We start from the raw sequence: 13,357 nt of genomic DNA, 5'->3' as shown, positions 1-13,357 counted from the left end.
GGGCGATTCGCTTTCGGGAATGCGGCTGACTCGCGGTGGCGCAGAGGGCGTCGAGAGACGTCTGATCAGCGACTGCCTCTCACCCGCTGAAGGACACTTCATCGAAGCGATTGGCCAGAGGGTGATCCCCCGTGACCATGCCGGGCTCACGGACCAGCTGCCAGGTCTGGAAGCCGGCGGCCGCGGCGGCATCGAGCTCAGCCACCACATCGGACAGGAACAGGATCTCGGCACCCGGCAGGCCCAGTTGCGCGGCAATCCGACGATAACTCTCGGCCTCCTGCTTCGGCCCTGTCGTGGTATCGAAGTAGCCCGCGAACAGCGGTGTGAGATCCCCGGCATCCGAGTGACCGAACAGCAGCTTCTGCGCCTGGATCGAGCCTGAAGAATAGACATGCAGGGACAGCCCGCGTTCCTTCCAGTCACGCAATCCCTTCACGGCATCGGGATACACATGGCCGGTGAAGTCGCCGTCCGCGTAGCCCTTCGCCCAGACCATGCCTTGCAGGGCCTTGAGTGGCGTGGCCTTGCGATCGGCATCGATCCAGCCTTCCAGGATGCCGATCACGGTTTCGAGGTCTGCCTCGGGCGCCTCGGCCAGCTCACGGGTGGCCGCCAGCTGCTCGGCGACATCGTCGCGCTCGGCATTGGCGCGCAGGAAATCGCCCAGATTGGCGCGCGCATAGGGGAACAGCACCTGATGCACGAAGCGAATCGAGCCGGTGGTGCCCTCGATGTCAGTGACGATGGCGCGAATCATGCGGACTCCTGGGAATGCGGGGCGGCAGTCTGGGTGAAGTGTTCCGCCAGCGCTTCATGACGCGGGAAGCGGGCGGCGATGTCGTTGTCGGTGAAGTTGGCGACCCAGCCCTCCGGATTGGTGAACAGGCGGATGGCGGTGAAGTCCGGCGTCGGTCCCATGTCGAACCAGTGCGCGGTACCGGCCGGCACGGCGATCAGGTCATCCTTCTCGCAACCGACCGCCAGCACCCGCTCGCCCAGATGCAGGTAGAAGATGCCGCTGCCGCGCACGAAGAAGCGCACCTCGTGCTCCGCGTGGCGATGCTCATCGAGGAACTTGCCCCGCAGCGCTTCCCGCTCGGGGTGATCCGGCGTCAGACCGATCACGTCGGCGGTCACGAAGCCGTTTTCCAGCTTGAGACGCGCGACATCGTCGGCATAGGCCGCCAGCACCTGAGCCTGGTCGGTGGGATCACGCAACTCGCAGCCCGCCGTCCAGCGCTCGAAGCGGATGCCTTCGGCCTCGAGTTCGCTGGCGATCCGCGCGCCATCGGTCGTGATCAACTGTGGACGCGAGGCGTCCTGTTCGGCGTAGATGGCCAGAAAGCTCATCGCTGTCTCCTCAGTTCCAGTTCACAGCCCATCAGGAAATCGAGCGCTTCGACATGCCGGCGGCAGGCCGTCATGCTGCTGGCCCAGGTATAGAGGCCATGACCACGAATCAGGTAGCCATGCAGGCCGGCATCCGCCTTGAGGCGGGCCCGCACGTCCAGCGCCAGCGCATCGATGTCCTGAGTATTGTCGAACACCGCCAGACGTACTGGCGTCTCATGACTCTTGATACCTTCCAGGGCCTTGTTGAGCTCGAAGCCCTCCAGGTTCAGGGTGTCGCCCTCATGACACAGCGACAGCACGGTGGCGGCCCTGGAGTGGGTATGCAGAATCGCCTGCGCCTGCGGCAGATCCTCGTAGAGCTGGCCATGCAGGCGTGCCTCGTCCGAGGCCTTGCGTGATGTGCCCAGCAACCTGACGGCGAAATCGCTGACCAGGATATCGCCACTGGTCAGGCGGCCCTTGTGGCAGCCCGAGGCAGTCACTGCCATCAGGCGATCACTGAGGCGACAGGAGAAGTTGCCGCCCGTGGCGGGCACCTGACCGGCAGCGTCCAGTGCGCGCCCGGCCTCGATCAACTGCTGGCTCGCCTGCGCCAGATGATCAAGATCCAGCGTCGGCTGCAGGCCATCGGCGGTGGCGGCAATGGCGATGGGGTCTGACATGGTCTGATTGGCCCTCAAGAATCGCGTGGAGCGCTCTCGCTCCGACGCCAGCATCACGACTCAGTGCCGCTGGGCACTGCTCTCGCGGCAGACTACACAAGCCAGCCCGGCGAGACCAGTCATGCCGTACGACGACGAGCATGGCATCATGGCGGCCCGGGATGTCACACGACATCCTGCCCCGTCATCACTTCAGCCTCTGCCACGGTCTTGCCATGTCCTCTTCCGATCAGCCCGCCAGCCCCCATCCGACCGCCGACACGGCCGAGCGCCCGATGAGCGATGCCGCACTGGCCAGACGCATGCCGCTGCTGCCCCCTCATCTGCGTGAGCAGGCCATGACACTGGGGCAACAGACCATGCAGCCGGTGGGCATCATCGAGAGCTGCTACCCGGACAAGTTCGGCATTCCCCGCCAGCCGGGTCTGGCACGCCATGCCACCGCCATCCTGCACCTGCTGCCGCCCTTCGATGACCCGGACTGCGTGCGCGACATTGACGGCTTCAGCCACCTGTGGATCCACTTCCTGTTCCACGCCAGCCCCACACGCTGGACGCCGCTGATCCGCCCGCCACGCCTGGGTGGCAATGCACGCACCGGCGTGTTCGCCTCGCGCAGTACCCATCGTCCCAACCGACTGGGCCAGTCGGTGGTCGAGCTTGCAGGCGTCGAGACAGGCGCCAGCGACAGGCCGGGCGGCAGACAGACGGGCAGGCACAGCGGCGTGCGCCTGCTGCTGCGCGGCCATGACCTGCTGGATGGCACGCCGGTGATGGACATCAAGCCCTATCTGCCGTGGGTCGATGCCGTGCCCCAGGCACGTGCCGGTTACGCGCCTGCCCCGCCGCCACGCCATGCCGTCATGTTCAGTGACGAGGCCGAGCAGCAGCTTGAACAGCGCTCCGACAGTGCCACGCTGCGCGCGCTGATCGAGGAAGTGCTCGCCCAGGACCCGCGCCCCGCCTACCACGCCGCCAAGGCTGCCGATGGCAAGCGTCAATATGGCGTGCAGCTGGTGGACGTGGATGTGCGCTTCACGGCGTACACCCAACCCGACGGCAGCCTGACGATGCAGGTCGCCGCCATCGTGGCCAGCTGAACGAGAGAGCGGCGCCAGATCAGGACAATGCCAGATTGCATTGGCGAACCGTCACGACTCCTGACCATACTGGGCGTGCATTCCAGCATCTTCACGTGTTCCACCGGGAGTCCGCCGCATGAGTATTCGTCTGCTTGCCTTTGCCGCCAGTACCCGCAAGGCCTCCGTCAATCGGCGCCTGATCACTCGCCTCGCCCATCTGGCCGGCGATCAGGGAGCCGAGATCAACCTGCTCGACCTCAACGACTTCCCGATGCCGCTCTACGATGGGGACAGCGAAGAAGCCAACGGGCGTCCTGCCAGTGCAGACCGTCTGCAGGCCCTGTTTGCCAGCCATCAGGGGCTGTTGCTGGCCACCCCGGAATACAATGGCTTCTTCAGCCCATTGCTCAAGAACACCTTTGACTGGCTGTCGCGTCCGGACACCGAAGGCCAGAGCGGCATGGATGCCTTGCGCGGCATGCCGGTCGGCATCGTCTCGGCGTCCCCGGGCGGGATGGGCGGCATGCGCGCCCTGCCGTTCGTGCGACTCTATCTGAACAACCTCGGCATGCTGGTCGCGCCCCAGCAGATCGCGGTATCCCGGGCAGGCAGTGCCTTTCGCGAGGATGGCAGCCTGGATGACGAAGGTCAGGATCACGCGCTGGCGAGTGTCGCACAGCAGGTGATCGAACTGGCGAGACTGCGCCACGGGTAACGCCTCCGTACCGCTTCACCTCTGCACATGCGAACCTCTGCACATGCGAACCTCTGCACATGCAAACCTCTGACACGAGACGACCCTCCTGCCACTGGCAGGAGGGTCGTCTCGTTCATGCGTGCATCGTGAGTGAGGCGGCGGCCTCACGCCATGCTCACGCCGTGAAATCGATCCCGATACGACGGCCGACTTCCTCGTAGGCTTCGATCACGCCGCCCAGACCCTGACGGAAGCGGTCCTTGTCGAGCTTCTCGCGCGTCTCGGCATCCCACAGACGGCAGCCGTCCGGCGAGAATTCGTCACCCAGCACGACCTCACCCTTGAAGACACCGAACTCGAGCTTGTAGTCGACCAGCAGGATGCCGCCATCGAGGAACAGCTGCTTGAGGATGTCGTTGACCTGGAAGGTCAGTTCCTTGGCGCGCGCCAGGTGCTTGGGCTCTGCCCAGCCGAAGGTCTCGACCAGCGATTCGTTGATCATCGGATCGCCCTTCTCGTCGTTCTTGAGGAACAGCTCGAAGGTCGGCGGATTGAGCTCGAGGCCTTCCTCGACACCCAGACGACGCACCAGTGAGCCGGCGGAGATGTTACGCACCACGCACTCCACCGCCATCATGTCGAGACGCTTGACCAGACACTCGTTGTCGCTGACCAGACGCTCGAAGTGGGTCGGGATACCGGCCGCCTTGAGCTTCTCCATGATGAAGGCATTGAACTTGTTGTTGACCATGCCCTTGCGGTCCAGCTGCTCGATACGCTTGCCGTCGAAGGCGCTGGTATCGTCGCGGAATTCCAGCAGCAGAAGATCCGGATCGTCGGTGACGAAGACGGATTTGGCCTTGCCAGCGTAGAGCTCTTCACGCTTTTCCATGAGATTCCCCCTGATGACGCTAGTCGCGTCGAGTGTTGAGGCGGTCGACGATGAATCGATCACGCTTGAGTCTGTCACGCCCAGTCGAGAAGGACCGTGGCGTTGGTGTATGGCGTGATTCGAGAGCTGTCCATCTGGTCAGCTCATCCAGAATCACAAACGCCCGATCGCGAAGCGACCGGGCGTCATGAGTATCAGGCGATGGCCTGCCAGCCAAAGCCGCTGTCCTGCGCGGCGATGATCAGGCGGCTATCGTCATCCGCAAGCCAGGGGGCCAGTGCCTCCCGGGCCAATGACGGATGATTGTTGCTTTCCGACAGGTGCGAGGCGACCAGCCGCTGCAGGCGCTCCAGCCCCAGATACGGCAGCGCGGCACAGGCCTGGGCGTTGGCCAGATGGCCGAGCCGTCCACCGACCCGCCGCTTGAGGCTGGGCGGGTAAGGGCCACTGGCCAGCATCTGCGGGTCGTGGTTGAACTCCAGCACCAGACCATCGCAGTCGGCAAAGCAGCTCAGCACGTGCTCGCTGACGTGACCGAGGTCCGTCAGCACGCCCAGACGCCGCGTGGCCGTCTCGCCACGTCGGCTGAACACGAACTGCACCGGCTCACGTGCATCATGCGGCACGGTCACCGGCAGGATCTCGAGATCCTTGATCGCGAATTCCTGCTGCGGCGTGATCAGATGACGGCTCGGCAACGTGCCCAGCTTCTTCGCGCGGCCGGCAAGCCAGGTGCCCGTGGTCAGATGCACCGGCACACCATGACGGCGCGCCAGCGGCCCGATGCCTCCCAGATGGTCACCATGTTCATGGGTGACCAGCACGGCATCCAGCTGCGAAGGATGCACCCCGAGCCGCGCCAGACGCGCCTCGCTCTCCTTGAGCGTGAAGCCACAGTCCACCAGCACCAGCGCCTCGCGCGTGCGTATCAGCGTGCCGTTGCCCTTGCTGCCACTGCCCAGCGAGGCCATCGACATCACGCCGCTGCGGGCCGGCGCCGAGAACGCAGCCGCCTCATCCGACGCAAGGTCGAATGAGGCGGCAGACGCATCAAGCAGCATGCTCAGCGCAGCGTCGACGCCACGGCGTCGAGTAGCTCGCGGGCCAGTGCAGGCGTGGTCTCTTCACCGTCGGCGCGCTTGGCTGTGACCAGCGTATGATCCTGCTCGCCACGCAGCGTGAGCACCATCGGCAGCGGCTCGCCATCCCCGCCGATCCCCAGCCAGCCACCGTCGCGATCTTCCCGCGGGATGTAGTTGACCATGAATTCGCCACGTGAGCGGTTCTGATCCACCAGCTTCTGGTAGTCGGTGTTGAAGTTCTTCTGCAGCTGGTAGAGCAGCTCGGCCCAGCTGCGCTCGGTATCCAGTGCAAGGTCGATCTGCCAGGTACCGTCACGGCCTTCCAGACGGACCCGGTCGTCACGGCTGAGCGACTGCGCCGCCAGCGAGACACCGCTGTCTGCAGGCGAGGCGGCCAGATAGCCACGCAGCGCGTTCAGGCAGCTGCCGGAGACGTCACCGCCCTGCTGACAACGCACTTCAGAGGCGTCGGCACGCAGGCCCTGATTGACGCTGATCACGCCCTGGCTGGTGGTGATCTCGCCCTTGCCGGCATCGATGCTCTGCACGTCCAGCTGCTGGTCACGCGCGAAGGTCTGCAGGCGCGTCCAGACCGCCGCAGGCGCGGCATTCACCGCCAGCCAGCGGGCATCGCCACTCTGACGCAGGGCGACGAATTCACGCTGTCCCTTCTCGCTGGTCGCCAGCGGCTGCGGACGCGGCGCCTCGAAGTCATCGCTGGCCAAGAAATCGCTGCTGGCCTGTGGCACCGGCATCGAGTCCTGATATTCGGCACGATTGCGTGTCTCGGGCAGCTCGAGCGGCGGCGCGATGCTGGCGTCCGCATACTCGCTGTTGCGGTCATAGTAATAACCATCACTGGAGCAGCCGGCGACCGCGAGAGCCGTCAGCAGGGCCAGTGGCACAAGACGCTGACTCATCAGTTGAGCACCTCGGCCAGTTGCAGCGCTTCATCGACCGTGGAGTGATACTGCTCGGACAGCCAGGTCAGCGGCAGACGCACGCCGGCTTCCGGTGCCAGCGCCATGCGATGCATGGCGTACTTGACCGGAATCGGGTTGGACTCAACGCCCATCGCGGAGTGCAGCGGCATCAGACGCGTGTTGATCTGGTGAGCACGCTCGGCATCGCCGGCGACGGCGGCGGCGCACATCTCGTGCATCAGGCGCGGTGCGACGTTGGCCGTCACGGAGATGTCACCGTGGCCGCCCATCAGGATGAAGTCGCAGGCCGTGGGGTCATCACCGGAGTAGAGCGCGAAATCGGTGCCCTTGAGGCGGTCGATCAGCTCCTGACCACGCTCCAGATTGCCGGTGGCATCCTTGAGGCCGACGATGTTGTCGAGCTCGGCGAGGCGGAAGACCGTCTCGTTGTAGATATCGGAGCAGGTACGACCCGGCACGTTGTAGAGAATGACCGGAATACCGGCCTGCTCGGCGACGGCCTTGAAGTGCTGATAGAGCCCTTCCTGAGTCGGCTTGTTGTAGTACGGCGCCACGGAGAGGCAGTAATCCGCACCGACTTCCTTGGCATAACGAGCAAGCTCGACGGCTTCGGAGGTGGCGTTGGCGCCAGTCCCGGCGATGACCGGAATCTTGCCGGCGACCGTCTCGACCACACAGCGGATCACATCGAAGTGCTCCGCGAAGGACATGGTGGTCGGCTCGCCGGTAGTGCCGGCGGCGACGATGGCATCGGTGCCATTTTCGAGGTGGAAGGCGACCAGCTGGCGCAGGGCGTCCCAGTCGATCTCGCCGGTGGCCTTCATCGGGGTCGCCAGTGCGACAATGCTACCTGTGATCATCCCTCGAATTCTCCTCTGGTGCCTGATGCGCCAGGCGTGTCCCTGTGCTGTTGAAACAGCAGATCCCGGGGACAGACATCTGACATAGATTGGTTGACGCAGGACTCTGATTGCGTGGGCACGCCGACACGCGAGTCGCGCCAAGGGTGATGATGTTACAAAGACCATCGAAGCCTGTACAGACGCCATCTGCACCGGTTATGCAAAGCGATGGATTCCCTCGCCTGCCCACGGGGCAGATGCACGCCGGACGGGCCCGATGACGCCGGTCGCCAAGGCGGTGAAACACAAGAGTTCTGCCCCGTCTTTGACAAGTTCAGGCGCCCTGCGTGTAATGCAGGACATACCGCAGAACTGGGCAAGCCCGATGCCCATGACTGCCGGTTTTTTTCCTCATTCCATACTGTCAGCCACCACATGGCCGTCAGTCATCGCCAGGAGAGCAAGATGAGCGTCAGCCTCGGTCAGCCAATTCCCGATTTTACCGCACAAGCCACCAGTGACACCGAAGTCACCCCGGCGAGCCTCAAGGGCAAGCAAGCCGTCATCTATTTCTACCCGAAGGACCACACGCCGGGCTGTACCACCGAAGGCGGTGACTTCCGCGACCACCTCAAGGAATTCGAAGCGGCCAACACCGTGATTCTCGGCGTCTCCCGCGACAGCCTGCGCACCCACGAGAACTTCCGGGCCAAGCAGGGCTACCCGTTCGAGCTGATCAGCGACCCGGACGAGACCCTGTGCAAGATCTTTGACGTCATTCACATGAAGAAATTCATGGGCAAGGAAAGTCTCGGCGTGGTGCGCTCCACCTTCCTGATCGACGCCGACGGCAATCTGGCGCGCGAATGGCGTGGCGTGAAGGTCAAGGGCCATGTCGAGGAAGTGCTGGACGCCGCCCGCGAGCTCGACGCCGGCAAGTGATGCTCGCCGGAAGGCTGCAAGCCCCGAGCGTCAAGGCCTGCCTGTGCGCAAGGGTCCTGCTGGAGGGCCATGGCGGTGAAACGCCGCCACTCGCCTGCATGAAAAAGCCCCGCCGATCGGCGGGGCTTTTTCATGCAGGCGACACGGGACGAGGCCCGGGACATGCGCTCATCCCTGCACTTCTTCTTCGGGCAGGCCTGCCTCGGCGCGGGAACGACGCGGCCAGGCGTAGAGCAGCGACTTCATCAGCGTGGCCAGCGGGATGGCGAAGAACACGCCCCAGAAGCCCCAGATCCCGCCGAAGAACAGCACGGCCAGAATGATCGCCACCGGGTGCAGATTGACCGCCTCCGAGAACAGCAACGGCACCAGCACGTTGCCGTCCAGCGCCTGGATGATGCCGTAGGCGATCATCACGTACATGAAGGTATCGCCCAGCCCGAAATGGAAACCGGCCACGGCGGCCACCGGCAGGGTCGCCCCCGCCGCCCCGATGTAGGGAATCAGCACCGAGAAACCGACCACGATGGCCAGCAGCGCCGAGTACGGCAATCCGAAGATGACGAAGGTGACGTAGCTGACGCCACCGACGATGACGATCTCGATCACCTTGCCGCGCACGAAGTTGGCGATCTGGTCATCCATCTCGTTCCACACCCGACTCATCAGCAGGCGCTTGCGCGGCAGCAATGCCAGTGTGAACTCCACCAGCCGCTCGCGATCCTTGAGCATGAAGAACACCAGGATCGGCACCAGCACCAGATAGATCACCACGCCCATCAGGTTGCCGAGCGACGCCAGCGACAGGGACACCGCACGTTGCCCGAACTGGGTCAGCTCACGCCCGGCGGCGCCGACCCACTGCTGGACCTGCTCCGGCGTGATCAGGCCGGGGAAGCGCTGCTGCAACTCGCCCAGCCAGCGCTGACCCGAGGCGAACATGCCGGGAATCTCCTGGATCAGATTGGCCAGCTGATGCCAGACCAGCGGCAACAGGATCAGCGCACTGGCCAGCATGATGCCCATGAACACCAGCGTCATCAGACTGACGGCGGCCAGACGCGGCAAGCCGAACCGCTCCAGAAAGCTCACGCCGCTCTGCAGCAGGAAGGCGACGATCAAGGCCGTGAAGAATGGCGCCAGCATGCTGCCCAGCCAGATGACGGCCGCGAAGACCAGCACCAGCACCAGAAACAGCACCACCGCTTCCTCATCGGAGAAATAGCGCTCCAACCAGCCACGCAACAGGGTCTTCATGGTCATGAGGGGTCATCCTCCGTGAGCGCCTTGATCACGAAGCGATAATCACCCGCGGCCGTCTCTTCACGCGAGACCAGCGCGTGATCGCTCAGCGCCAGATAGGCGGGGATGTCACCCCAGGCGCCGGCGTCGCTGGCGAGGACCTCGAGTTGCTCGCCGGCACTCATGCCAGCCAGTGCCAGCTTGGTGCGCAGCAGCGGCAACGGACAGTGCAGGCCGCGCGCATCGAGCGTTGTCAGGTGGGTATCGGCCGTGGAATCAGCCGTCGGATTCGCAGTCTCAGCGCCAGGTCGTTCGAATGCCATCTGCCCTTCCGTTCTCGTTATGATGTTCTGCCACACGCATGAAGGGTGCAGCTTGAAAACGCCCCGATTTAAGGGCACCTTGCCTGACAAAGCAACTTTCCGCCCCGCCACCCCCTGAGAGTGAGGGGGCGCCAGGTCAGTCCGGCTCACTTCATGTGTCGTGCGGGCCGACTGTGCCTTGCACCTTATTGAAGAGGATTGCCTGCATGTCGTTGCTGTCCCCCTTGAGCGGTCGCGTTCGTCACGCACGCACCACACGCGTCACCCTGTCCAGCCTGCTGCTCAGCCTGACGCTGATGGGCGCCTCCCTGGCCAGCCCCTCCGCCGTGGCGCAGAACGACTATGGACTGCCGGACCTGGGCAGCGCCAGCGGCGGCATTTCCAGCAACGATGAATATCGTATCGGACGCGCCTGGCTGCGCCAGTTCCGCGCCCACGTGCGTGAATGGGATGACCCTATCACGCTGGACTGGATCAATGGCATCGTTCGCAAGCTGGCGCCCTGGAGTGAGCTGGACCGCAATGACTTCATCATCACCCTGGTGGCCAGCAGTCAGCTGAACGCCTTCGCCGTGCCCGGCGGCGTGGTCGGCGTCAATACGGGGCTGTTCGCCTTCGCGCCGGACCGCGACGCCTTCGCCTCGGTGCTCGCCCACGAGCTGGGCCACCTCTCCCAGCATCACTTTGCCCGCAACATGGAACGTCAGGCTGAAACTCGCCTGCCGACACTGGCCGGTTTTCTCGCCGGCATGGTGATCGCGGCCGGCGGTGGCGGCTCGGCCGGTCTCGCGACCATGGCCGGCACCCAGGCGGCGGCGATCTCGGATCAGCTGGCCTACTCACGCCGCTTCGAACAGGAGGCCGACCGTGTCGGCATCGAGGCGCTGGCGCGTGCCGGCTTCGACCCCGAGGCCATGCCCCGCATGTTTCGCGCCATGCAGCGCATGGCCAGCCTGCAGGGCAGCAACGCGCCGGAATTCCTGCTGACGCACCCGGTCACCGAAGCACGTATCGGTGACACCCAGGCGCGTGCCGATGCCCTGGAGACCGCGACCCCTGATCCGCTGGGCACGCTGGCCTACGAGATGATACGCGCCCGCGCCCTGCTGGCGCTCAACCTAAGCCAGCCCTCCCAGGGGCTGGTGACCTTGCGTGAGGACTCAGCCGATCCGGATGCCATCGCCTACTACCAGGCACTGGCGGCCGCCGAGAATCACGAGATCGACAGCGCCCTCGCCGCGCTGGACCGCCTGCACGACAAGCATCCCGACCTCACCCTGATCAGCGCCAGTGCCATCGAGGTCGCCCGGGATGCACGTCGCTATGACGAGGCCACGCAACGCGCCAGACGCCTGCTGCGCCTGCAGCCGGATTACCTGCCGACACGCCTGGCACTTGCCGAGGTCAGGCTGCAGCAGGACCCCGCCAGCGCACGCCAACAGCTGGAAGACATGCGCCGCGAACATCCCGATGATCCCAAGGTCTGGAATCTGGCGGCCGAGGCCAGTGGCCGCAGCGGGCATCAGGCCGAAGCCTTCCTGTACCGGGCGGAATTCGAGCAGCTCGAGGGACGCATGGACAGTGCCTTCGCCCAGCTGAAACTGGCCGATGAGGCGGCGCGCAAGGCAGACGACTTCGCGCTGGCCAATCGCATCAATGCGCGGCGTGAGGACTTCAAGGACTACCGCAACGCCATCGAAGCGTTCTGATCTCCACCGCCCCTTCCCGCCGACAATGAAAAACCGCCGCCCCGACTCCTCGGGTGCGGCGGTTTGCATCGCCTGCCTGCAGCGCCTCTCGTCGATCAGGCGTCGGCGTGATCAGCCACGATTGAACTCCAGCATGCGGGTCAGCGGCTTGAGCGCGCGCTCACGCAGGCTGTCGTCGACGAAGATTTCCTCGCCGTTGGCCTCGGCGGGATCACGGCGCAGCACCGCGGCCAGATTCTCGAGACCATTCATCGCCATCCACGGGCAGTGCGCACAGCTCTTGCAGGTCGCGCCATTACCGGCGGTCGGCGCCTCGAACAACTGCTTGCCCGGTGCTGCCTGCTGCATCTTGAAGAAGATGCCGCGGTCGGTGGCGACGATCATCTGCTCGTGAGGCAGCTCGACGGCGGCCTTGATCAGCTGGGACGTGGACCCCACCACGTCGGCAAGCTCCACCACCGACTGCGGCGATTCCGGGTGCACCAGCACCGCGGCGTCCGGGTGGACCTTGAGCAGGTCGGTGATGCCCTGGGCGCGGAACTCGTCATGCACGATGCAGGCACCATCCCACAGCAGCATGTCAGCGCCGGTCTGCTTCTGCACATAGGCGCCCAGATGCTTGTCCGGGGCCCAGATCAGCTTCTCGCCCTTCGCGTGGAGGTGCTCGATCACATCAACGGCGATGGAGGAGGTCACCACCCAGTCGGCACGCGCCTTCACCGCCGCCGAAGTGTTGGCGTAGACGACCACGGTGCGATCGGGATGGGCATCACAGAAGGCGGCGAATTCGTCTTCCGGGCAGCCCAGATCCAGCGAGCAGGTCGCCTCCAGCGTCGGCATCAGCACGCGCTTCTCCGGGGAGAGGATCTTGGAGGTCTCGCCCATGAAGCGCACGCCGGCGACGATCAACGTCGAGGCGTCATGACGGGCGCCGAAGCGCGCCATCTCGAGGGAATCCGCGACACAGCCGCCGGTGTCCTCGGCAAGCTGCTGGATGGCGTCATCGCAATAGTAATGGGCGACCAGCACGGCATCACGCTTGACGAGCAGCTGCTTGATCTCGGCGATCAGCGCGGCATCCCCTGCCGCGGGACGGGTCGGGCAGTACGCACGGGCGAGGTGCTCTCGCACCTGCTCGCGGACGCTATCGTGGGCCTCACGACCCGGCATGGCATTTGTCAGGCTGTTCATGTGTCTCTCACCTAGCCCACAGGGGCTCCCCCTGTGCTGAGTGGGTCAGGGCCCGGCCATGAGCACGAACGGCGCGTGGCGGCCCTCCCTTGCGCTGCAGCTGGGCTCCCCAGACTGCAACTGGTGCCTTGGGCGTCTATCGCCCTTGGCGGTGTCCTGTCGAGCGTCATCCTCTGAAGGACATGAGCCGTGGCTCGCGCACAAGGATACGCCTGCCACGCTCCCCGCTCCAGTCGACCTCACGCCAGGTACCCGGGCGTGCGTCGAGGCAACGCCGCGGAATCTTTCTGACGCATAACAAAAATTGCCCCGCGCCAATGAAGGCACGGGGCAAGATCTGGTGGGTCGTGAGGGATTCGAACCTTCGACCAATTGGTTAAAAGCCAACTGCTC

Annotated in this window: 14 protein-coding genes; 4 read left to right on the top strand and 10 right to left on the bottom strand. The window is 64.7% G+C overall.

The features are described from left to right. Positions 1 to 79: 79 nt before the first annotated feature. Genes mtnC through QD172_RS16445 form a run of 3 tightly spaced genes read right to left on the bottom strand, consistent with a single transcriptional unit; the run spans position 80 to position 2,018 of the window. Entirely contained in the window at positions 80 to 760 is a 681-nt protein-coding gene (gene mtnC, locus QD172_RS16455) for an acireductone synthase (RefSeq protein ID WP_279856305.1), read from the bottom strand. Next, positions 757 to 1,353 (bottom strand): cupin, encoded by a 597-nt coding sequence (locus QD172_RS16450; protein WP_077380160.1) that lies wholly within the window; start codon positions 1,351 to 1,353, stop codon positions 757 to 759. The genes mtnC and QD172_RS16450 overlap by 4 nt, the downstream gene beginning before the upstream one ends. Then, the gene (locus QD172_RS16445) at positions 1,350 to 2,018 is read right to left on the bottom strand and encodes a methylthioribulose 1-phosphate dehydratase (RefSeq protein ID WP_136939652.1); all 669 of its coding nucleotides are present in this window, start codon (positions 2,016 to 2,018) and stop codon (positions 1,350 to 1,352) included. Before QD172_RS16445 ends, QD172_RS16450 begins: the two co-directional genes overlap by 4 nt. Before the next feature lie 359 nt (positions 2,019 to 2,377). Here QD172_RS16445 and tsaA point away from each other — a divergent pair, with 359 nt between their 5' ends. Further along, on the top strand, positions 2,378 to 3,118 hold the full coding sequence (gene tsaA, locus QD172_RS16440; protein ID WP_174775667.1) for a tRNA (N6-threonylcarbamoyladenosine(37)-N6)-methyltransferase TrmO: 741 nt from the start codon (positions 2,378 to 2,380) through the stop codon (positions 3,116 to 3,118). 118 nt (positions 3,119 to 3,236) lie between these two features. Continuing rightward, entirely contained in the window at positions 3,237 to 3,815 is a 579-nt protein-coding gene (locus QD172_RS16435) for an NAD(P)H-dependent oxidoreductase (RefSeq protein WP_077380162.1), read from the top strand. A 157-nt stretch (positions 3,816 to 3,972) separates the two neighbouring features. On the opposite strand, the gene purC is transcribed toward QD172_RS16435, so the two are convergent. The 4 genes from purC to dapA all read right to left on the bottom strand — a co-directional run bounded on the left by purC (position 3,973) and on the right by dapA (position 7,575). Beyond that, positions 3,973 to 4,689, bottom strand: a complete 717-nt coding sequence (gene purC, locus QD172_RS16430) for a phosphoribosylaminoimidazolesuccinocarboxamide synthase (protein WP_077380164.1) — start codon at positions 4,687 to 4,689, stop codon at positions 3,973 to 3,975. A 194-nt stretch (positions 4,690 to 4,883) separates the two neighbouring features. Then, positions 4,884 to 5,750 (bottom strand): MBL fold metallo-hydrolase, encoded by an 867-nt coding sequence (locus QD172_RS16425; protein WP_307722814.1) that lies wholly within the window; start codon positions 5,748 to 5,750, stop codon positions 4,884 to 4,886. 2 nt (positions 5,751 to 5,752) lie between these two features. Beyond that, the gene (locus QD172_RS16420; protein ID WP_077380166.1) at positions 5,753 to 6,691 is read right to left on the bottom strand and encodes a hypothetical protein; all 939 of its coding nucleotides are present in this window, start codon (positions 6,689 to 6,691) and stop codon (positions 5,753 to 5,755) included. Beyond that, positions 6,691 to 7,575 carry a 4-hydroxy-tetrahydrodipicolinate synthase gene (dapA, locus tag QD172_RS16415; protein WP_077380168.1) on the bottom strand — a complete coding sequence of 295 codons (885 nt, stop codon included), beginning with the start codon at positions 7,573 to 7,575 and terminating at the stop codon, positions 6,691 to 6,693. The genes QD172_RS16420 and dapA overlap by 1 nt, the downstream gene beginning before the upstream one ends. Before the next feature lie 447 nt (positions 7,576 to 8,022). On the opposite strand from dapA, the gene QD172_RS16410 reads away from it, so the two are divergent. Continuing rightward, positions 8,023 to 8,499, top strand: a complete 477-nt coding sequence (locus tag QD172_RS16410; RefSeq protein ID WP_077380170.1) for a peroxiredoxin — start codon at positions 8,023 to 8,025, stop codon at positions 8,497 to 8,499. Positions 8,500 to 8,667: 168 nt separating this feature from the next. Here QD172_RS16410 and QD172_RS16405 read toward each other — a convergent pair whose 3' ends face one another. Continuing rightward, positions 8,668 to 9,762: an AI-2E family transporter gene (locus QD172_RS16405; protein WP_084207883.1), complete on the bottom strand. Its 1,095-nt coding sequence runs from the start codon at positions 9,760 to 9,762 to the stop codon at positions 8,668 to 8,670. Continuing rightward, the gene (locus QD172_RS16400) at positions 9,759 to 10,064 is read right to left on the bottom strand and encodes a sulfurtransferase TusA family protein (protein ID WP_077380174.1); all 306 of its coding nucleotides are present in this window, start codon (positions 10,062 to 10,064) and stop codon (positions 9,759 to 9,761) included. The genes QD172_RS16405 and QD172_RS16400 overlap by 4 nt, the downstream gene beginning before the upstream one ends. Before the next feature lie 206 nt (positions 10,065 to 10,270). Between QD172_RS16400 and QD172_RS16395 the strand changes: the two genes are divergently transcribed. After that, positions 10,271 to 11,773 (top strand): M48 family metalloprotease, encoded by a 1,503-nt coding sequence (locus QD172_RS16395; RefSeq protein WP_136939651.1) that lies wholly within the window; start codon positions 10,271 to 10,273, stop codon positions 11,771 to 11,773. A 111-nt stretch (positions 11,774 to 11,884) separates the two neighbouring features. Here QD172_RS16395 and nadA read toward each other — a convergent pair whose 3' ends face one another. Then, positions 11,885 to 12,943, bottom strand: a complete 1,059-nt coding sequence (nadA, locus tag QD172_RS16390; protein WP_077380226.1) for a quinolinate synthase NadA — start codon at positions 12,941 to 12,943, stop codon at positions 11,885 to 11,887. Positions 12,944 to 13,357: the final 414 nt, after the last annotated feature.

The organism is Cobetia sp. 10Alg 146, from assembly GCF_029846385.1.
GTDB lineage: Bacteria > Pseudomonadota > Gammaproteobacteria > Pseudomonadales > Halomonadaceae > Cobetia > Cobetia marina.
Note: the sequence above shows the minus strand (reverse complement) of the source record. Positions and strands in the feature narration are given on the sequence as shown.